We start from the raw sequence: 20,005 nt of genomic DNA on the forward strand, positions 1-20,005 counted from the left end.
TGGAGAGTGAATTAGTTACCGTCTTGCCACTGGACGGCTCGACTGTCTGCGCCCCACCGTTCAAACCATTCGCTGTAAGTGTCTTCAATCACTGTGCGTTTGATCTTCAAGGTGGGGGTTAAAAAACCGTTGTCCGTGCCCCAACTATCTTTCACTACCACCAGGCTGCGCAACTGTTCGTGTTTGTCCAGGCCCGCATTGACCGCATGCAACAACGTTTCCAGGCTGCCTTGCAGGCTGGCGCGCGCCACTGTTGCAGCCTCCTCCCGGCCCCGCTCGGACAACACGCAAAGCCCCAACGGCCCCGCCAGACCATCGCCTACCACGCACACCTGTTCAATTTTTGCGTGCGCGGCAAGCTTGCCTTCAATCGGCCCTGGCGCGACGTATTTGCCTTTACTGGTTTTGAAGATCTCTTTGATTCGCCCCCGCAGCCGCAAATGCCCCAAGGTGTCTTGCTCACCTTTGTCGCCGGTGCGCAAATAGCCATCACGGGTAAACGCTTCGCGGGTCAATTGCGGGTTTTTGAAGTAGCCCATCATGAGCGCCGGACTGCGCATTTGCACTTCACCTTCAGGATCGATCCGCACCTCCACGCCCTCGCAATGTCGGCCTATCCAGCCCGGCTTATGCTGGCCCACGCGGCACACATGGGAATAGCCGCAGTTTTCGGTCATGCCATAAATTTCGACCACTTCAAGGCCCAGGCGCCGATACCACAGCATCAACGCCTGGGGTACGGTCGACGCACCGATATAACCCATACGCACCGCGTCCAGCCCCAAAGCGTGCAGAATGTGGCGTGCCACCCGCTGACGCACCATTGGCACGCTCAACAACAGGCTCAGCCGACGCTCGCCCATGCGGCTGTAGACCGCCTGTTGAAATTTGCTCCAGATCCGCGGCACGCCTAAAAACACAGTCGGGCGGGCGCGCTGCATATCGAGGGCAAAAGTCTCCAACGATTGAGAGAAATAAATGCAGTGCCCTGCATAGAACGATGCAAGCTCAACGAACAGCCGCTCAGCCACATGGCACAAGGGCAAGTAAGAGATCACCCGGTCATGGTCATGCAGCCCCAACATGTGCGTGGCATGACTGGCGGCGTAACCCAGCGCGCCGAAGTTGTGCATGACACCTTTGGGCTCGCCAGTGGTCCCTGAGGTGTAAATCACAGTCGCCAGTTGCTCGGCCGCAGGCGTGGGCGAGTCGGTGATGGGGGGACAGGCCTGGAGGTCGTCCCAATTGAAGTCAAAACTGTCGAGTGGCGCCTGCGGCAAGCTGACCGTCACCCGCTCAGGCGTGATGCCCTCAACCATGTGCGACCAGTCATCCAGTTTGCCGACAAACACCAGCACGCTTTCAGAATGCTCCAGTACGTGGGCCACTGAGGCAGCTGTAAGGTTGGGATACAGCGGCACCGTCACATGCCCGGCCATCCAGATCGCCAAATCGGTGATCAGCCAATGGGCGTCATTTTTCGAAATCAGGGCGATATGACTGCCGGGGGCAAGGTTCTGATTGCGTAACCACTGTGCGACCCGCCGGGCTTGCTGCCCCACTTCATACCAGTTGAAGGCGTGCACGCGCCCATCGCTCAACGGTTGAATCATGTAGGTTTTTTGTGGATGACGCCTTTCACGTTCGTAAAAGGCTTGCAGGGGTAAGCATGTTGCGCTGGACATGGCGGCCTCCTTGGCTCATGGCGGATATCCGGACTCCTTGATGAGTCCTGACCGGGCCGACTCCTTCGGCCACACGCAATGAATGTAGAGCACGCGTTGAAACTTGCTGTTAAACCGTCACACCGCCCGGCAGGTTACGGATGCCGGACCGTGCGCAGGTGCATGCAGCCAGCCAGCGCCCCGTCGCCCTCAAGCTGCGCCAGACTGGCGGTCTGCATGGGCTGAGGACGGCGGTCATGGCCGTATTGCAGCAGGCTGATCAACTCGCCCACAAAAGGCTGATGGCTGACCAGTAGCACATTACCGTTGTCAGGGAGTTGATTGAGGGCGTGAGCAGGATCGCTCTCGGGCGTCAACCAGGCCATAGTCTTGAGTGCTGGAGTGAACCCCAAAACCTTGCGCACGATTTCGGCTGTTTGCTGCGCCCTGACGTAAGGACTGACCAATATCGTGTCGATGGACTGGCCGATCAAATGGGCCGCTGCCTGGCGCACTTGCTCACGGCCGTGCTCAGTTAAATTTCGCTGCGCATCAGAGCAGGCGTGGGGCTCGGCTTCGCCGTGGCGCAAAATCCACAGTTTCATGGCTGCTTGGTTTCGCGCACGGGTTCTGCATAAGGCGCTTCACCTTCCGGGGTGCGTGGCGCTGGCCAATCAGCAAATGGCCAGGGTTTTTGGTCCGTGTGAAAACTGCCAAAACGACCGATTTGCGCCAGATACACGCTCAAGCTGTCGCCAAAATTCATCAAGCCACCATTAGGGGCGCCATAGATCAGGCGGTAGATCAATTGCACCAGCACCAACCCGCCGAGCACGAGTTGCGCAACTTGCCAGATCATTAAAAAAATCAGCATCCACAGCACGCGCAAAATGATGGACTCGTACTGGGGTGCGTTTGAGGTGTCACGCATGGGGCGGCTCCTGTTGTGTTCAGTTAAAACCACTGGTGGAAATAAAGTCGACGTCGGTTTTGGGTTCGGCACGCATCAGCAATTCAATCACCTGGTTCAGGGTGCGGCCCTCAAAAAGGATAGCGTGCAGGCCCGCCACCAACGGCATGTAGACGTTGAGCTCCTGCGCTTTGACCTTGAGCACTTTGAGCGTGTTGACACCTTCTGCCACCTCGCCCAAACGTGAGACCGCCTCTTCCAGGCTAAGCCCTTCACCCAACGCAAAACCGACTTGATAGTTGCGGCTTTTAGGGGAGGAACAGGTGACGATCAGGTCGCCGACACCGGCCAGCCCCAGAAAAGTCATCGGGTTGGCGCCCTGACTGACAGCAAAACGAGTCATCTCTGCCAGTGCTCGGGTAATCAGCATGCTTTTGGTGTTTTCACCCATGCCCAGCGCCACGGCCATGCCGGCAATAATCGCATAGACGTTTTTAAGCGCCCCGCCCAGCTCTACGCCAAAACGGTCCGCGCTGGCGTACACGCGAAACGTACGACCGTGCAGCACCTCTTGAACCCGCAAGCAAAGTGCTTCGTCGGCACTGGCGATCACCGTGGCGGTCAGCGCGTGCTCAGCCACTTCACGCGCCAGGTTGGGACCGGACAAAACGCCAATCCGCGCCTGAGGGGCGATGTCTTCAAGGATTTCACTCATCAGCTTGAAGCTGTGGGCTTCGATGCCTTTGGTCAGGCTGACCAGCATTTTGCCGCTCAAGCGCTCGGCATGGACCGCCAACACCGCGCGCAAGGCACTGGACGGCAATGCGACGAAACACAAATCACAGTCATCAAGCGTGGCTTGCAGGTCGGTGACCGGCTCTACACCCGGATGAATTTTGATGCCTTTAAGGTAGCGAGGGTTTTCACGGTTAAGGCGAATGGCCTCTGCCTGCTGCGGATCGCGCATCCACTGACGTACGTGATGGCCATTTTCGGCCAACAGGTTGGCCACCGCAGTGCCAAAGCTCCCGCCTCCCAAGACCGCAATAGCGCGCTGTTCTGTCATATGCAATCCCGTCATCCATCTAGCAGTGGCAATGGCGGCATTATACGGAGCACACTCTTGGCGACCAGCCCCCCGTGCAGCGACCTGCGGCAACTGAGCCCGCGCAAAATGCATGGCTTTGGCTGGAAAACGGCTTCAGCTCAGTTAACATGCCGCCCATCCATTCACCCCTGACGAGGCAGCCTGGCTGCGCACCTGCATGACCCACCGTAGGTCACGGATGACTTCAGCAAGCCGGCACTGGCTCATGGAACACCTCACGCATGACTGACCGTGGTCGATGGGATATTCACGCCCGCACCCAAATGATGAGTTTGGGTCCTGCTTTGTTGCTGACCTTGCTGCTTATCAGCTTTTTTACCTTCGTACGCCTTCAGGATTTACGCCAGGAGCTGAACCACACCGGCCAATTGATTGCCAGCCAACTGGCCCCTGCGTCTGAGTACGGGGTTATTTCTGGCAACACCCAGGTGCTCGAAACCCTGATGGCGGCGTCGCTCAACACCCCCCATGTGCAATTTGTGCAAGTACAGGACAGCGCCAACAATGTGCTGGTCCATGCCGAGCAACCGCAGCTCGACCCCCACCATCGCGCTGAGATCGAGGTGTTTCAGGCCCCCGTCAGGGTCAGGCGCAGCTCGAGTCAATCCAATGCCCCTGCCGAGGACTATATGGGCCGGGTACTGGTGGGAATGTCCAGTGACGCCTTCAATCAGCGCCAGCAAGACATCTTGCTCAAGGCCGTGATTCTTGCGCTGTTTGCGCTGGGATTCACCTACTTGCTGGCCAGACGCCTGGCGTCCAATCTGTCCAAACCGATCAGTGACATGAGCGATGCGGTCAAGGCCATTCAACAAGGGCACTACAACACACCGCTACCGGTGGTGGACGAGGGTGAACTCGGCAGCCTGGCGCGCCATATCAACAACCTCGCCGAAGGTTTGGCGCAAGCGAGCCGTGAACAGCAAACAGCGATCGCCCAATTGATTGAGACACGCGAAGAGGCCGAGCGCGCCAACAGCGCCAAAACCGATTTTCTGGCGATGATGAGCCATGAGCTGCGTACCCCGATGAATGGCGTGCTGGGGATGCTGCAACTGATGGAAACCACGCAAATGACCGAAGAGCAGGCTGAATATGCCGCCCTTGCGTCGCAATCCACCGAGCATTTGCTCAAGGTCATCAATGACATTCTCGACTTTTCGAGGATCGAACGTTCAACTCTGGAACTGGAACATATTGCGTTCAACCTTGGCGAATTGGTGAACAACTGCGCGCAGGCCTTCCAGCACAATGCCGGGCAACGTGGCTTGCACTTGCGCATGGTGGAGCCAGACGGCCTGCACAATTTGCACGTACTGGGCGACCCCACCCGTATTCGGCAGATTCTGGTGAATCTGATCGGCAATGCATTGAAATTTACCGAACGCGGGCAAGTCAGCATCGAACCTGCATGGCAACCGCTGGACCACGAGCTGATCTGGTTTACCTGCACCGTTCGCGACAGTGGCATTGGCATCAGCACCGAGAAGCTGGACTCGATGTTCAATGCCTTTAAGCAAGCTGACAGCTCTATTTCACGACGTTACGGCGGCACCGGGCTGGGCCTGCCCATTGCTCGGTCATTGGCTGAACGCATGGGTGGGCGCTTATTGGCTCAGAGTGAAGAAGCGCAAGGTTCGGTGTTCACCCTAGAAATCCCGCTGGAACTGCACCAGCCCACAGTCAGCAACACACGCGCCGCACTTCAAGCGCCTCCCTTATGCATCAAAGGACGCAAAGTGCTGCTGGTGGAGGATAACCCGGTCAACCAAACGGTGATTGAGGCCATGCTCAGCAGCCTTGGGTATGAGGTAAGCGTGGTCAGTGACGGCGCCCAAGCCATTCACCGGGCCAATACCGAATGTTTCACAGCCATTTTGATGGATTGCCGGCTGCCGATCATCGACGGTTATGAAGCAACACGCCAGATTCGCCAGCTTTCAGGCTGTACTCAGGTGCCCATTATTGCGTTGACGGCCAACGCCTTGCAGGGTGACCGTGAAGCCTGCCTGCACGCGGGAATGAACGATTACCTGGCAAAGCCGTTCAAACGAAATGATCTGGAACAAATCATGTTGCGTTGGGTCCAGTAACTTATACCCATGACCTTCCTGCGACTGGCGTAAAACTTAAAAGTGCGGCAGTCTTAGCCACCCGATTGGGGGCCTGAACGGGCCTGTTTTTAAATTTCAGTGAACAAGTGTACATTTGTGCCCTTGGCGCTGTGACTTTCACTACTACGCAATAGTCTATGTGTAGGCTGGCGAACTGAAGCGCGACTGTTTCAGTTGGTCGGGAAGTTTTGCCCCACCTTGCCGCATGGGATTATTGAGGAGCTCGCATGACCAAACAAAACGCCTTTACTCGGGAAGAATTGCTGCGCTGTAGTCGCGGCGAACTGTTCGGCCCAGGTAACGCGCAACTGCCCGCCCCTAACATGCTGATGGTGGATCGCATTACCCATATCAGTGAAGAGGGTGGCAAGTACGGCAAAGGTGAATTGGTCGCCGAGCTGGATATCACCCCTGACCTGTGGTTTTTTGCCTGTCACTTCGAAGGCGACCCTGTGATGCCAGGCTGCCTGGGCCTTGATGCCATGTGGCAACTGGTGGGCTTCTACCTCGGCTGGCAAGGTCTGCCGGGCCGCGGCCGTGCCCTGGGTTCGGGCGAAGTGAAATTTTTTGGCCAGGTCTTGCCGACCGCCAAAAAAGTCACCTACAACATTCATATCAAGCGCGTCCTCAAGGGCAAGCTGAACTTGGCCATTGCCGATGGTTCGGTCACTGTCGACGGTCGCGAAATTTATACCGCCGAAGGCCTTCGGGTCGGCGTTTTCACCTCAACTGACAACTTCTAAGGGTTATCCGAATGCGCCGCGTCGTTATCACTGGTCTAGGCATCGTTTCGTGCCTGGGCAATGACAAAGAGACCGTCTCCGCTAACCTGCGTGCAAGTCGCCCTGGCATCCGATTCAACCCGGAATATGCCGAAATGGGTCTGCGTAGCCAGGTTTCCGGCTCCATTGACCTGAACCTCGAAGAGCTGATCGATCGCAAGATTTATCGTTTCGTTGGCCACGCCGCTGCTTACGCTTACCTGGCCATGAAAGACGCCATTACCGATTCGGGCCTGAGCGAGGAGCAAGTCTCCAATCCGCGTACCGGCCTGATCGCAGGTTCTGGCGGTGCGTCGACCTTGAACCAGATGGAAGCGCTGGACATCCTGCGCGAAAAAGGCGTGAAACGTGTTGGGCCATACCGTGTGACGCGGACCATGAGCAGCACCGTGTCGGCTTGCCTGGCAACGCCGTTCAAGATCAAGGGTCTGAACTACTCCATCGCTTCTGCCTGCGCAACCAGTGCTCACTGCATCGGTACGGCCATGGAACAGATCCAGATGGGCAAGCAGGACATCGTGTTTGCCGGCGGCGGTGAAGAAGAGCATTGGAGCCAATCGTTCCTGTTCGACGCTATGGGCGCTTTGTCCAGCCAGTACAACGACACGCCAGAAAAAGCCTCCCGTGCCTACGACGCCAAGCGTGACGGTTTCGTGATTGCCGGCGGTGGTGGCATGGTGGTGGTTGAAGAGCTGGAGCATGCCCTGGCCCGCGGCGCCAAAATCTACGCCGAAATCGTGGGTTACGGTGCAACTTCCGATGGCTACGACATGGTTGCTCCAAGCGGCGAAGGTGCTATTCGCTGCATGCAGATGGCGATGTCTACCGTTGATGCGCCTATCGACTACATCAATACTCACGGCACCTCGACCCCGGTCGGTGATGTGGCCGAAATGAAAGGCATCCGTGAAGTCTTCGCCGACAAAGCGCCGCCTATCAGCTCCACCAAGAGCCTGTCGGGCCACTCCTTGGGCGCCGCCGGTGTTCACGAAGCGATCTACTGCATGCTGATGATGGAAGGTAACTTCATTGCTGGCTCCGCCAACATTGATGAGCTGGACCCGGCCGTCGCTGACATGCCGATCCTGACCAAAACGCGTGAAGATGCCAAAATCGACACCGTGATGAGCAACAGCTTTGGCTTTGGTGGCACGAACGCCACCTTGGTGCTCAAGCGCTGGGAAGGCAAATAAGCCCTCTGCCCGCTCATAAAAAATGCCCTGACTGGTTCAGGGCATTTTTTTGTCCCGGATTTGGCCTATCGAGCCTTTTTCGGCAAAACCTGCAAAAAGTTATCCTTCGCCACTTTATGCGCAACCTCGACAGGCAGTGCATCCAAAAAGGGGTCAAAGCTGTGCAGCTCCTGGCCCAGCTTGTCAAAACGACCTACAACATCTGACCCCAGCATAAAGCGTTCAGGGAAGCGCTCAACCAGCGCCACCCACTCCGGCCTTGCCCTGCCCTGCTCATCCAGCAGATAAGGCGTGAGCATGCTCCAGGACAGGTCGACGTAAAGGTTAGGGTAAGTCGCCAGCAACCGGGTGAGCGTTGGCAGCAAAAAATCCATCTGTGTTTGGTGGCGGTGAATCTCTGCGCTTGTGCCCGCATGCGCCCAGATGAAGCGTGTGCGTGGATGCTGCCCCAACGGTTGTTCAATTTCGGCCAAGTACAGCGGGTTTTTCTCACGCTTGGAGGTGATATTGGAATGCACCAGAACGGGCAAGTCGTGTTGGGCCGCCAAGGTGTAAATGCGCATCAGGGCCTCGTTATTGGCACGCGGGGTATCACCTGAAATCAGGGCGGTCAGATCATCATGGCGGGTGAACACTTCGCCAATCCCCTGCCACAGCCCGGGGTTGAGGTCGAGCATGCGCTGGATGTGCGCCGCCGAATTTTTGTCATTGGGGTTAAAGCCCGATAAAAACGGATGAAAATGCTCGCGCTGCTTTGCACTCAGTTGCTTGACCGCATCTGCCACCCAGACATCGGTGGCGCTGTACCAATAAGCGTCAGCATCGTCACCCGCGTAATAGCGCGGGCGCTTGGGTTCGTCTTCGTGCCATTTTTTGGCCACCGGTATGCCGGAAATCATTACGTGTTCAATACGATTTTTTTCCATGGCCGCCAACAGCGCGGGCATACCCGCACTTTCCTGGAAGAAATCGACGTAATGCAGATGAGCATCGCTGTAAGCGTATTCGCGCGATTGGGCCAACGTGCTCACGGCCAGCACCCCAAAAGCCAAAAGTAATGATTTGATTCGCACCCGGTCATCCTCATCAGTAGAGAGTGATAGACCCGAACACAGGCTTAAGGGTTCAGGCCCGCACGTTAAATGGAACGCACGATCCGCCACATGCTCTATAAAGATCAGGACCTTTAATCACTGCCAAGCTGAGGTTTGCCATGACTGTTACCGTTAATACCGTGTCGCATGAGGGTTTTCGTCACAGCATCAAGATTGATGATTACGAAGTGTTCACCGATGTGCCCAAAGCGCTGGGAGGCGAAGGCTCAGCACCAGGGCCGCATGATTACTTCGATGCTGCACTGGCCGCTTGCAAAGCCCTGACCCTGAAAATGTACGCCAAAAAGAAAGACATTCCCCTCACGGGCGTCACCGTCGAGATAAAACACGATGCCGAGGAAGAGCAACAAGGCAAGTACAAGCTGTACGTCAAGCTCACACTCAAGGGCGTACTGACGGACGCCCAGCGAGAGGAACTGCATCGCGTTGCGGATAAATGCCCGATTCATAAACTGATGACCACCGCTGACATCAGCATCGAAACGCATCTGTCCGAAGGTGCGTTTAGCCAGTAACCGGCAACCGTGATCCTGAAGCGTTGGGTTATGCTCAACGCTTCTTGATGGGCGGGACTGATTCATGTCGGCACTTACTGTGATTCGGCCGCGTGCCGAAGAAGTTGAAGGGCAACCCATTCTGCGTCCGCTACCCTCGGCCAAATGCCGAAGTGTCGGACCTTTCGTTTTTTTCGATCACATCCTGCACACCCACTATCCTCCAGGTCACGGGATGGACATCAAACAGCATCCCCACATTGGTCTGTCGACCCTTACCTATTTGTTTGAGGGCCGTGTGCAGCATAAAGACAGCCTGGGTTCAGATCAGCACGTAGGCCCTGGGGACGTCAGTTGGATGACCGCCGGCCAAGCCATTGCCCACATTGAACGCACGCCGCAACCCTTGCGCGCTGAAGGCTCGACGATTCACGGGTTACAAGTGTGGCTGGCCTCGCCCAAAAGCCACGAGCAGGGCCCCGGTCATTACAGCCATCACCCGGCTGCCAGCCTGCCAGTCAGCGACAACCTGGGCGTTAAGATTTGCCTGATCGCGGGTACGGGGTTCTGCCTGACCTCGCCTGTGCCCGTGTTATCCCCCACGCTCTACGCCGACGTGCAGATGCAAGCCGCCACCACACTGCTGATTGCAGCCGAACATGCTGAACGCGCGGTGTATGTGCTTGAGGGGGAAGCTCAGATCGATGGCCAGCCACTTGAGCGCCATACGTTGGTGGTGTTGCCGGCGGGTGAAGCGGTCACGGTGTGCGCCGACAGTGATTGCCACGTCGTGATCATGGGCGGTGCCCCACTGGATGGGCCGCGCCGGATGAACTGGAACTTTGTCGCCAGCGATCCGGCCTTGATTGAACGCGCCAGGGCGCGGTGGGCGGCCGGTGATTGGCCGACCGTGCCGGGAGAAACAGGCCGTATCGAGTTGCCGAGCGTATAGAAGTAACCGATGGCGGCGAGCCGCACACAACCATCAGCCACCTCGCACTGTCAGATGCGGAACTGCCCGACCAGATCACCCAAGCGCTGGCCCAATTGCGCCAGGCTGCGGGTGGTTTGGGCGCCTTGCTGGGTTTCGTCCGCCACATTGTCGACCGCGACCGCGATCTGGTGAACGCTGCGGTTGATCTCTTCGGCAACGGCGGTTTGCTCTTCCGCTGCACTGGCAATTTGCGCATTCATTGAGTTAATGGTGCCAATCAGTTGCGCCATCGTGTCCAGGGAGGTCCCGGCCTGATTGGCTTGCGCCGAGGTGCCATCCCCCGCTTCACTGGATCGGCGCATCGCTTGCACGGCTTGATCGGTGCCCTGTTGCAGGCGATCGATCATGCTTTGAATCTCTTGCGTGCTTTGCTGTGTGCGGCTGGCCAGCGCTCGCACTTCATCCGCAACCACGGCAAAACCACGGCCCGCCTCACCTGCACGCGCAGCTTCGATGGCGGCGTTGAGGGCCAACAGGTTGGTTTGGTCTGCAATCGAGCGAATCACCCCCAAGACGCTGACAATCGAGGTGACATCTTGTTGCAAGCTGTCCAGCGATGTCCCGCTGTTACGGATATCGCTGACCAGCGCATGAATCTGTTGAATGCTGCCATCCACCACGCGTTTAGCGAGCTGACCCTCTTCATCGGTTTTTTGTGCCGCGACCGAAGCACCTTGCGCACTGCGGGCCACTTCCTGCGCCGCCGAGGACATTTCATTAATTGCCGTAGCCACTTGGTCGGTTTCGTGGCGCTGACGCTCCATCGCCTGCTCAGAACGGTGCGCCTGGTCTGAGACCTGCCCGACCAGCGTGGTCAGTTGGGAGGTCATGTCGGTGATTTGTCGCACCATGGCGTGGATTTTGTCGACGAACCGGTTGAATGAACCTGCCAGCTCACCCAGTTCATCCTGGCTAGTAATCGCCAGACGATGGGTCAAGTCACCTTCCCCGGCCGCAATATCGTCCAGATTGGCTTTCATCAAGTGCAATGGACGCAGAATGGTATTGGCCACCAGCATGCCAATGACGGCGATGACCAACAGCACCAGCACCGTAATGGCAGCAATGCTGAGGATCATGCCCTCCATACGCTCTTTAACGTCGGCCTGGACGTCGGCGACCTGCGCCTCGATACCGTCAAGATTGACCACCGTCCCCATCACCAGGTCCCACTTGGGCAGATATTCGGTGTAGCCCAACTTGGGGACTAGCAGCTTTTCATTGCCGGGCAGTGACGAACTGTACTGAGCGTAGTGCGTGCCGTCTTTAGCGGCGCGAACCAATTCGCGGTTGGTGTACACGCCATTTGGGTCGCGATTGTCCTGAAAGTTTTTGCCTACGCCTTCCGGGCTGTTGCCTTTAAACAAGCGTACGGTTTGCGAGTCATAACCAAAGAAGTAACCATCGGTGCCGTAGGTGATATTGGACAACAGCTTGATCGCCTGCGCCCGTGCGGCTTCATCACCCGGCTGCGCCGCGTCGTACAACGGCTTGATAGCCGTCATCGCCACCTCAACGTAGCTGCGCAACGTCGCCTTGGCGTCATTGAGCAAGCGTTGACGGGTTTCTTCGACCTCTTTAGTGGCCTGATCTTGCAGAATCCAGACCGTCGTTACGCTGATGACCAAGGCAAACAACAAGACCGGCAACACCGCGAGGGACAATACTTTTGCCTTCAGGCTCAGGCGCATGGCTTTTACTCTTTTTAAGGAACTACGTACTGCGTTAACGGCCTGAAACTTTCAAAGTTAAGACCCCACACACAACTTGTTTAACCGCTTAAGGTGCCAGGTTACCTACAACGTCATGGCCGCCACCCAGCCAAAGGCCAGCAGCGGCAGGTTGTAATGCAGGAACGTGGGTACCACCGTGTCCCAGATATGGTGATGCTGGCCATCAACGTTCAGACCAGAGGTCGGCCCCAGTGTTGAATCGGAGGCAGGCGAACCGGCATCACCCAGCGCGCCCGCGGTGCCCACAATGCACACAATCGCCATCGGGCTGAAGCCGAGTTGCACGCACAGCGGGACAAAAATGGCCGCCAGGATGGGCACCGTCGAAAAGGACGAGCCAATCCCCATCGTGACCAACAAACCGACCAACAACATCAGCAGCGCACCCACGCCCTTGCTATGGTTGATCCAGCCCGCAGAAGCCTCTACCAGCGATTTCACTTCACCGGTGGCTTTCATCACTTCGGCGAAGCCTGAAGCCGCAATCATGATGAAACCGATCATGGCCATCATTTTCATGCCTTCGGTAAACAGATCGTCCGTTTCACGCCAGCGCACGATGCCTGAGGCCGAGAAGAGCAAGAAACCCACCAGTGCGCCAATAATCATCGACCCCAGCCACAGCTGAACGATAAACGCAGCGGCAATCGCCCCGCCCGCGACCAGCAGGGTGCGAGGGTTGTAACTCACGGCCACTTGCTCAACCTGTTCAATTTTTGACAGGTCATATTCACGTTTTTTTCGGTAGCTGATGAACACCGCGACCAACAGACCAAACAACATGCCCAATGCCGGAATGGCCATGGCGTGTGTCACATTGACCTGGCTGATATCCACGCCACCCTTGCTGACGTTGGCCAGCAAAATTTGGTTGAGGAAGATATTACCAAAGCCTACAGGCAAGAAAATGTAGGGCGTGATCAAGCCAAAGGTCATGACACAGGCAATCAAACGCCGGTCAATCTTCAATTTGGTCAGCACATACAGCAGCGGCGGAACCAAAAGCGGAATAAACGCAATGTGGATGGGCAGGATGTTCTGTGAGCAGATCGCAACCCCTAACAGCAAGACAATGAGTAGCCATTTGACTCGATTGCCACCCGCGCTTTGCTGTTTGTTCACCAGCGTCAGGGCTTTATCGGCCAAGGCATGTGCCAAACCGGACTTGGCAATCGCAACGGCGAAAGCACCCAACATCGCGTAAGAAAGCGCAACTTGAGCACCACCACCCAACCCGCTGTTAAAGGCATTGAGGGTTTCTTCAATACCCAGCCCGCCCACCAGACCACCCACGACTGCACCGACAATCAGGGCGATGACCACATGCACACGGGACAGACTGAGCACCAACATGATGCCGACCGCGGCAACTACTGCATTTATCATTACAACCTCATGGCACGCACAACGTGAGCAACACCGTCATGCGGATGATTCCGGGCAAATGACTGCTGTGCCAGTCGCCGGATTTGGAAAGGAGGATTTATTTGAGGGCGCACACTTTGAAGCAGCATCGCCGCCTTGTCAAAGTGCGTTCAGGGGCCTGTCAATAAACATCGCAAAAACAGCTTTACCCCTAATAAATACAGGGCTAAATGGGCATTTAATAAACTGGGCTTTTACGTTTCAAGCATAAAGAAACGTGTCTGTCGGCCGCTAACAAACAAAGCCTCTTTTTAGGATGTCTCCATGTCGATTAGACAGCTTTCCATCCAATGGAAAATCACCCTGCTTTCCGGACTTTGTTTGTTAGCGATTGTGACATTGCTGGTGGGCCTTTCCCTGTATCGCATGGAGCACAACTCCGAACTGGTGAAAGCCTCCAGTGCCCAGATGCTCAACGAATCGGCGCAAGCGCGCATCGAAGCTCAGGGCGAGGCCCAGGCGTTGGCCATCAGCCGCCAGTTTATGGACGCCTACCAGTACGGCAATGGTTTCGCCCGTCAGGTCCTGTTTTTACGGGAGCAATCGCAGAAGCGGTTTCTGGATGCTTTCGATTTGCGTGAAGACCTGACGCGTCAGGTTAAAGCGGCCCTACAGGCAAACCCTGACTTGTTGGGGTTGTCGCTGGTGTTCGAAGCCAATGCGCTGGATGGCAAAGATCAGCTGTTTGATCATCAAAAAGAGTTGGGCAGCAACGATAAAGGCCGTTTTGCGCTCTATTGGTCGCAACCCACGCCAGGCCAGTTAACGTCGATGGCGTTGCCGGAAAGCGACATGGCCGATACGAGCATCGGTCCCAGCGGCCAGGCCAATAACACATGGTTCACATGCCCGCGCGCAACGCTGAAACCGTGCATCATCGAACCCTATTTTTATGAGATCGACGGGCAAAACGTATTGCTGACCAGCATTGTGTTTCCGTTGATGGTCAATGGCAAAGTGATTGCCTCCCTCTCGGTTGATATCAACCTCAATAGCCTGCAAGCCATCAGCCAACAGGCCAGCCAAAAGCTCTACGGCGGCCAAACCAATGTCGGCATTATCAGCTCCGTGGGCCTGTTGGCAGGCTACAGCCTGGATGCCAGCAAACTGAGCCAGCGTCTGGACACGGTCGACAGCAATGATGGTGCGCAACTGATTCGCATGATGGCCAGTGGCGGCGAGCCGCAAAGTATTCGCAGCCATGAGAGCCTGAAAGTCCTGACCCCTTTCCACCCGATCCCTGGCAGTCAGCCTTGGGGCGTACTGCTGGATGTGCCTGAAAAAGTACTGGTTGGACCGGCAGAAACGTTGAAGGCTGAGCTGGACGCTCGCAGCTATGCCGGGACGTTGATCGAACTGGCACTCGGGTTGCTCGCCGCGGTGGTGGGACTGGTGCTTGTGTGGCTGATGGCCCGCAGCGTGACCCGCCCCATCCTCAGCGTGGCAAATATGCTGGAAGACATTGCCAGTGGCGAAGGTGATCTGACACGACGCCTTGCCTACGACAAAAAAGATGAGCTAGGCCAATTGGCGGGCTGGTTCAATCGTTTTCTGGACAAGCTGCAACCGATCATCGCCGAGGTTAAGCGCTCGGTGCAGGATGCCCGTAGCACCGCAGACCAGTCGGCCGCCATCGCCGCCCAGACCAGCGCTGGCATGGAGCAGCAGTATCGCCAGGTTGACCAGGCTGCCACCGCATCTCACGAAATGAGTGCGACAGCGCAGGACGTCGCCCGCAGTGCGGCACAAGCGGCACAAGCCGCGCGTGATGCCGACCAGGCGACGCGTGACGGCTTGACCATTATTGATCGCACCACGCGCAGCATTGGCCACTTGGCCGCTGATATGAGTAATGCCATGACCCAGGTTGAAGGTCTTGCGGCTAACAGCGAAAAAATCGGGTCGGTACTGGAAGTGATTCGCGCGATCGCTGAACAGACTAATTTATTGGCACTCAATGCGGCGATTGAAGCGGCGCGCGCGGGTGAGGCAGGTCGGGGATTTGCCGTGGTTGCTGATGAAGTGCGCAATCTTGCTCGCCGTACACAAGAGTCCGTGGAAGAAACGCGTCAGGTTATCGAACAACTACAGGCAGGCACTCAAGTGGTGGTGAGTTCGATGAGCAATAGCCATCAACAGGCCCAGGGCAGTGTTGAACAAGTCGGGCAAGCCGTCACCGCGCTGCAACAAATCGGTAATGCGGTAACGGTTATTACTGACATGAACTTACAAATTGCCAGCGCAGCGGAGGAACAAAGCGCCGTGGCGGAAGAGATCAACAGTAACGTGTCGACTATTCGGGATGTAACGGAGTCATTGTCTGAACAAGCCAATGAGTCGGCGCGAGTGAGCCAGTCGCTGAATTCACTGGCCAATCAACAACAGCAACTGATGGATCAGTTCCGCGTCTGATCATGCAGCAAAGGCGGCGACATGCATCAGGCTGTCGTCGCCTTGTCAGCCTGGCCAGGCAAAGTGATTGTGACCAATAGACCGCCCCACTGCCCTGCCGCTAGCTGCATCTGCCCCCCCCATGCATCGACGATATCGCGAACGATACCCAACCCCAAACCATGACCGTTGGCTTGTTCGTCGAGGCGAGTACCACGACTCAATACTTGATCGCGCTCATTTGGCGCAATGCCGGGGCCATCGTCTTGCACCTCGATTTCATAACCGTTGGCTGTTTGACGCAGGCTCAGCTCGACCCGTGAATCAGCCCATTTACAGGCGTTGTCCAACAGATTGCCCAACAGTTCAAGCATGTCTTCACGGTCCCATGGCAGGTGCACATTGTCGGGAGCCTGGAACGTGAGGTTCACATGTTGCCCATGAATCATGGCCAAGGTGGCCAGCAGACCGGGAAGTTCTGCCTGCGGATCAAATTGAGCCCCCGGCAACGCGTCACCCGTAAGACGAGCACGATTTAACTCGCGGTTCATGCGCTGTTCAACTTGCTCCAGCTGGGCACGCAAGGTTGTTTGTATGTCGGGATACGTCACAAGCCGTGGGTCATTGGCAAGGCTGATCAGCACTGCCAGCGGTGTTTTCAACGCATGCCCCACATTGCCTAACGCATTGCGCGAGCGTTTGAGCGTGTCTTCGGTATGCGTCAGCAGGTGGTTGATCTGTTTGACCAGCGGTTCAAGCTCTATGGGCACCTGAGCGTCGAGCTGCGAACGCTGGCCTTTTTGCAATTGGGCAATTTGGATGCGTGCTGTTTCCAGCGGCCGCAGCGCTCTGCGAACCGTGATCCGCTGCAACAGTAAAATAACGACCAACGCTAACATCCCAAGGCCTAGCCCGATTCGCTGAACCTGTTGGAAACTGTTGCGTATGGGCGAGTAATCCTGTGCCACGGTGATGGAAACCGACTGACCGAAGCGTTTGTAGTCACTGCGCAAGACCAACAGCATTTGGCCTTCGGGGCCTGGTTGAAGCGTGTTATTGAGCCCGGACTGTTCTGTCTTGGGCAACTGCGCATCCCACAGTGAGCGCGATCGCCAATGAATGTCACCGAACTCAATACTGAAATAGTGCCCGGAAAATGGTCTCTGATAAGCCGGAGACAGACGCCGCTCATCAAGCTGTAACCCCTGAGGGCCGCGACTCAACGCAAACAGCAAATTCTCGCTGTCATCTTGAAGACCCGACTCAAGATAACGCTGCAAACCACTCTCAAAAAGCCACAGGCTGACTTGGCCGACCACAATACCGACCACCAGTAAGACACTGACAAGCCCAAGGCTAAGCCTGCGCTGAATAGACTTCACTGGGCTGCTGTTCCGAAGATATAGCCCTGACCACGTCGCGTTTCAACAACGTCACGGCCAAGTTTACGCCGCAGGTGGTTGACGTGAACTTCCAAAACATTGGAATCGCGCTCTGTTTCGCCATCATATAAATGCTCAGACAGATGGCTTTTAGAGAGGATTTGCTGCGGGTGCAACATGAAATAGCGCAGTAAGCGAAACTCGGCAGCGGTCAGCTGGATCTCAACACCGTCACGGGTAACACATTGGCGAGCCTCATCCAGTTGCAGACCCGCAGACTTCAAAAGTGGCTGATTGGCATGCCCATGCGTACGGCGCAACAGGGCCTGAACCCGTAACTGTAATTCTTCGGGATGAAAAGGCTTGGTCAAGTAATCATCCGCTCCAGCCTTGAGACCCTCTATGCGTTCGGCCCAAGAGCTGCGTGCGGTGAGGATTAAAACGGGAGTTGTCAGCCCTGCTGAGCGCCACTTTTCAAGCACCTCAATACCTGGCATTCCGGGTAAACCCAGATCGAGAACAATCAGGTCATAGGGTTCACTCTGGCCTTGATGAAGGGCATCGCGACCATCCGCCAACCAATCGACTGCATAGCCTTGGCGAGTAAGTCCGGCGATCAACTCATCAGCGAGTGGGACATGGTCTTCCACCAGTAACAAACGCATCAATCGTCTTCCTTATCTTTAGTCAGATTGCCTCTACTGGCATTGAATTTGAGTTCCCGGACAACACCCTGAGGGGTTAGCAATTCGACCTCATAGACATAGGTATCATGTTTCTCTTCCAGTTCAGCCTCTAATAATTTTGAGCCCGGATAGCGGTCAAACGCGGATTTAAGAATGTCCTCAAGGGGTAAAATTTCACCCCTCTCACGTAAGCGAAGCGCTTCGTCTTGACCCAAATCCCGCGCGGAAGCCAACGAGCAACATGCACAGAGCATCAGCGCTAACAGTCGGCTAAAGCGTACGTTGATGTTCATGGCTACTCCGGTGGAACATCGGGTGAAATGAAAGACACTATCGAAAGCGAAGACTGTAACGAAAGTCGCTTAATTGAAACTGAATTAACACGGCGTTTGGTCACCCAGCGCGCCTTCAAGGCGGGTGGCTACTCGCGTGTACAACGTTAACTGTTAAACTGCGCGCCTGCATTCGTCGCACCTGCGACAGCCATCTCTTCAAGAGCTATAAACACTGTGGAAATTTTTAAAGAGTTTACATTCGAATCTGCGCATCGGCTGCCATTTGTTCCTGAGGGGCACAAATGTGGTCGTTTACATGGCCATTCATTCAAAGTTGCCATTCATCTAAGCGGCGACATTGACCCCAATACCGGCTGGATCCGTGACTTTTCTGAAATCAAGGCGATTTTTAAGCCCCTGTACGAGCAGCTTGATCATAATTATTTGAATGATATTCCTGGCCTTGAAAACCCAACCAGTGAAGTCCTGGCCAAGTGGATCTGGCAGCAGTTGAAGCCTTTACTGCCTGAGCTGTCAGCGATTCGAATTCATGAAACATGTACCAGTGGTTGTATCTACTACGGGGACTAAGTTCGGTACGAAAAGTAATGTCGTAAACATCGCATGGCACAGGCCACAGAGGCCATCGCTGCATCACTTTTTGCGAGTTTGTCGAAGCGCGTAACGATGCGGCGGTTCTCCTTCAGCCAACCAAACTTGCGCTCGAGGCTATTGCGCGGTCGGTACTTGGGACGATCAAACAGTCTCGGTAACCCCGACTTGGGTTTGCACTTCATACTGCGCAGTGGAATCACCGGGTGCCTGCGATACCGGTCCAACGCTTCAGCGTCATAGCCTTTGGCAGCGTTTGCGGAGGCGAACGCGCAAGCTGGATAGGTATGCTTCATCGAGCAACGGCTGGGCGTAGGCAATGTCGCTGGCCTGTACGCCCGTGAGTAGAAACTTCAGAGCGACGCCATTGGCATCCGCAAAGCAGATGAATCTTGGTGGTCAGGCCGCCACGACTGCGCCCGAGCGCGTGATCTTGCGGTTTTTCAGCCCCCCTTTTTTCCCCAGCGCTAGAAGAGGCCAGGGTTGCTCGTACTGCGGTGGAGTCAATCAGCCAGGTTTACAGATCAGTTAACCGGTGCTCGTTGAGCTTGATGTGAAGCCGCTTGAGCATCTGGTCAAACGCTGCGCGATTGCGCCAGTCACGAAAGCGCTGATAAACCGTCGACCATGGGCCAAAGCGCTCATGCATATAGCGTCAGGTGGCGCCAGAACAGAGCACCCGTTGAACATCAAGCGATCATCTGTTCGTGGGCGCCTGCTAAGGCATGATTCATAGAAGATGCCTGCAACCAAATCCCAGGCTGCGTCGGGGATTTCCTACCGTTTGGCCATCGTGGGCTCCAGCCGTTGATGATCGCGGACTTTACTGAATCGTAACGCCCGTGGCATTCAAATGGGTTTCAGCTGATTTCGTACAGAGCCTAGATGAAGAACGTCGGAATTGTACTTGGGATGGCTGGTCAGTGACCTGAGATCACGTTGCAGGCTGAGCCGATAATCATTTTTTTTCGAGCGCACAAACAAAATCCCCATCTGCGTAAGCAGACAGGGATTCTGGAATTTAATCTTGACGATGACCTACTCTCACATGGGGAAACCCCACACTACCATCGGCGATGCATCGTTTCACTACTGAGTTCGGGATGGGATCAGGTGGTTCCAATGCT

General features: G+C 55.9%; 17 protein-coding genes, 1 rRNA gene and 3 pseudogenes. 8 read left to right on the forward strand and 13 right to left on the reverse strand.

Features of this window, described 5'->3' with window-relative positions; translation table 11 throughout:
- Positions 1-11: 11 nt before the first annotated feature.
- From TU86_RS21660 to TU86_RS21675, 4 genes are all read right to left on the reverse strand, one after another.
- A complete protein-coding gene (locus tag TU86_RS21660) occupies positions 12-1,685 on the reverse strand; it encodes an AMP-binding protein (protein WP_048366374.1) in 1,674 nt (557 codons plus the stop codon).
- A 134-nt stretch (positions 1,686-1,819) separates the two neighbouring features.
- Positions 1,820-2,269: a phosphohistidine phosphatase SixA gene (sixA, locus tag TU86_RS21665; protein ID WP_048366375.1), complete on the reverse strand. Its 450-nt coding sequence runs from the start codon at positions 2,267-2,269 to the stop codon at positions 1,820-1,822.
- Entirely contained in the window at positions 2,266-2,595 is a 330-nt protein-coding gene (locus tag TU86_RS21670) for a DUF4389 domain-containing protein (protein WP_048366376.1), read from the reverse strand. The genes sixA and TU86_RS21670 overlap by 4 nt, the downstream gene beginning before the upstream one ends.
- A gap of 19 nt (positions 2,596-2,614) precedes the next feature.
- Positions 2,615-3,640 (reverse strand): NAD(P)H-dependent glycerol-3-phosphate dehydrogenase, encoded by a 1,026-nt coding sequence (locus TU86_RS21675; protein ID WP_048366377.1) that lies wholly within the window; start codon positions 3,638-3,640, stop codon positions 2,615-2,617.
- 263 nt (positions 3,641-3,903) lie between these two features.
- Between TU86_RS21675 and TU86_RS21680 the strand changes: the two genes are divergently transcribed.
- From TU86_RS21680 to fabB, 3 genes are all read left to right on the forward strand, one after another.
- Positions 3,904-5,775 carry a response regulator gene (locus TU86_RS21680; RefSeq protein ID WP_048366378.1) on the forward strand — a complete coding sequence of 624 codons (1,872 nt, stop codon included), beginning with the start codon at positions 3,904-3,906 and terminating at the stop codon, positions 5,773-5,775.
- Between the two features lie 248 nt (positions 5,776-6,023).
- Positions 6,024-6,539, forward strand: a complete 516-nt coding sequence (gene fabA / locus TU86_RS21685; protein WP_048366379.1) for a 3-hydroxyacyl-[acyl-carrier-protein] dehydratase FabA — start codon at positions 6,024-6,026, stop codon at positions 6,537-6,539.
- Between the two features lie 11 nt (positions 6,540-6,550).
- Entirely contained in the window at positions 6,551-7,771 is a 1,221-nt protein-coding gene (gene fabB, locus TU86_RS21690) for a beta-ketoacyl-ACP synthase I (RefSeq protein ID WP_048366380.1), read from the forward strand.
- A 65-nt stretch (positions 7,772-7,836) separates the two neighbouring features.
- Here the strand turns inward: fabB and TU86_RS21695 are convergent, their stop codons facing one another.
- Positions 7,837-8,838: an amidohydrolase family protein gene (locus tag TU86_RS21695; RefSeq protein WP_420850465.1), complete on the reverse strand. Its 1,002-nt coding sequence runs from the start codon at positions 8,836-8,838 to the stop codon at positions 7,837-7,839.
- Positions 8,839-8,984: 146 nt separating this feature from the next.
- On the opposite strand from TU86_RS21695, the gene TU86_RS21700 reads away from it, so the two are divergent.
- Positions 8,985-9,401, forward strand: coding sequence for an OsmC family protein (locus TU86_RS21700; RefSeq protein ID WP_048366381.1), 417 nt, complete (start codon positions 8,985-8,987; stop codon positions 9,399-9,401).
- Between the two features lie 64 nt (positions 9,402-9,465).
- Complete coding sequence (locus TU86_RS21705; protein WP_048366382.1) at positions 9,466-10,332, forward strand: pirin family protein; 867 nt, start codon at positions 9,466-9,468, stop codon at positions 10,330-10,332.
- A 50-nt stretch (positions 10,333-10,382) separates the two neighbouring features.
- Here TU86_RS21705 and TU86_RS23800 read toward each other — a convergent pair whose 3' ends face one another.
- The 3 genes and pseudogenes from TU86_RS23800 to TU86_RS21715 form a co-directional block, all read right to left on the reverse strand.
- On the reverse strand, positions 10,383-11,225 hold the full coding sequence (locus tag TU86_RS23800) for a methyl-accepting chemotaxis protein (protein ID WP_420876389.1): 843 nt from the start codon (positions 11,223-11,225) through the stop codon (positions 10,383-10,385).
- A 15-nt stretch (positions 11,226-11,240) separates the two neighbouring features.
- Positions 11,241-12,065, reverse strand: a pseudogene (locus TU86_RS23805) (cache domain-containing protein); the annotation flags it as partial.
- A gap of 105 nt (positions 12,066-12,170) precedes the next feature.
- Positions 12,171-13,490 (reverse strand): Na+/H+ antiporter family protein, encoded by a 1,320-nt coding sequence (locus TU86_RS21715; protein ID WP_162207816.1) that lies wholly within the window; start codon positions 13,488-13,490, stop codon positions 12,171-12,173.
- Positions 13,491-14,939: 1,449 nt separating this feature from the next.
- Between TU86_RS21715 and TU86_RS23810 the strand changes: the two are divergent.
- Positions 14,940-15,086: pseudogene (locus tag TU86_RS23810) on the forward strand (HAMP domain-containing protein); the annotation flags it as partial.
- A gap of 102 nt (positions 15,087-15,188) precedes the next feature.
- On the forward strand, positions 15,189-15,944 hold the full coding sequence (locus TU86_RS23815; RefSeq protein ID WP_420850463.1) for a methyl-accepting chemotaxis protein: 756 nt from the start codon (positions 15,189-15,191) through the stop codon (positions 15,942-15,944).
- 26 nt (positions 15,945-15,970) lie between these two features.
- Here TU86_RS23815 and TU86_RS21725 read toward each other — a convergent pair whose 3' ends face one another.
- The 3 genes from TU86_RS21725 to TU86_RS21735 are packed head-to-tail and all read right to left on the reverse strand — an operon-like array spanning position 15,971 to position 18,284.
- Positions 15,971-17,305, reverse strand: coding sequence for an ATP-binding protein (locus TU86_RS21725; protein WP_048366386.1), 1,335 nt, complete (start codon positions 17,303-17,305; stop codon positions 15,971-15,973).
- On the reverse strand, positions 17,302-17,970 hold the full coding sequence (locus TU86_RS21730) for a response regulator transcription factor (protein WP_048366387.1): 669 nt from the start codon (positions 17,968-17,970) through the stop codon (positions 17,302-17,304). The genes TU86_RS21725 and TU86_RS21730 overlap by 4 nt, the downstream gene beginning before the upstream one ends.
- Positions 17,970-18,284, reverse strand: a complete 315-nt coding sequence (locus TU86_RS21735) for a PepSY domain-containing protein (RefSeq protein ID WP_048366388.1) — start codon at positions 18,282-18,284, stop codon at positions 17,970-17,972. Before TU86_RS21735 ends, TU86_RS21730 begins: the two co-directional genes overlap by 1 nt.
- A gap of 216 nt (positions 18,285-18,500) precedes the next feature.
- Here TU86_RS21735 and queD point away from each other — a divergent pair, with 216 nt between their 5' ends.
- Positions 18,501-18,857, forward strand: a complete 357-nt coding sequence (queD, locus tag TU86_RS21740; protein ID WP_059761996.1) for a 6-carboxytetrahydropterin synthase QueD — start codon at positions 18,501-18,503, stop codon at positions 18,855-18,857.
- Here the strand turns inward: queD and TU86_RS22740 are convergent.
- Both TU86_RS22740 and rrf read right to left on the reverse strand, forming a co-directional pair.
- Positions 18,854-19,652: pseudogene (locus TU86_RS22740) on the reverse strand (IS5 family transposase). The gene queD and the pseudogene TU86_RS22740 sit on opposite strands and share 4 nt — an antisense overlap.
- A 251-nt stretch (positions 19,653-19,903) precedes the next feature.
- Positions 19,904-20,005: ribosomal RNA gene (rrf, locus tag TU86_RS21750) — 5S ribosomal RNA — on the reverse strand; the annotation flags it as partial.

Source organism: Pseudomonas weihenstephanensis (genome assembly GCF_001043055.1).
In the GTDB taxonomy this organism is placed as follows: domain Bacteria; phylum Pseudomonadota; class Gammaproteobacteria; order Pseudomonadales; family Pseudomonadaceae; genus Aquipseudomonas; species Aquipseudomonas weihenstephanensis.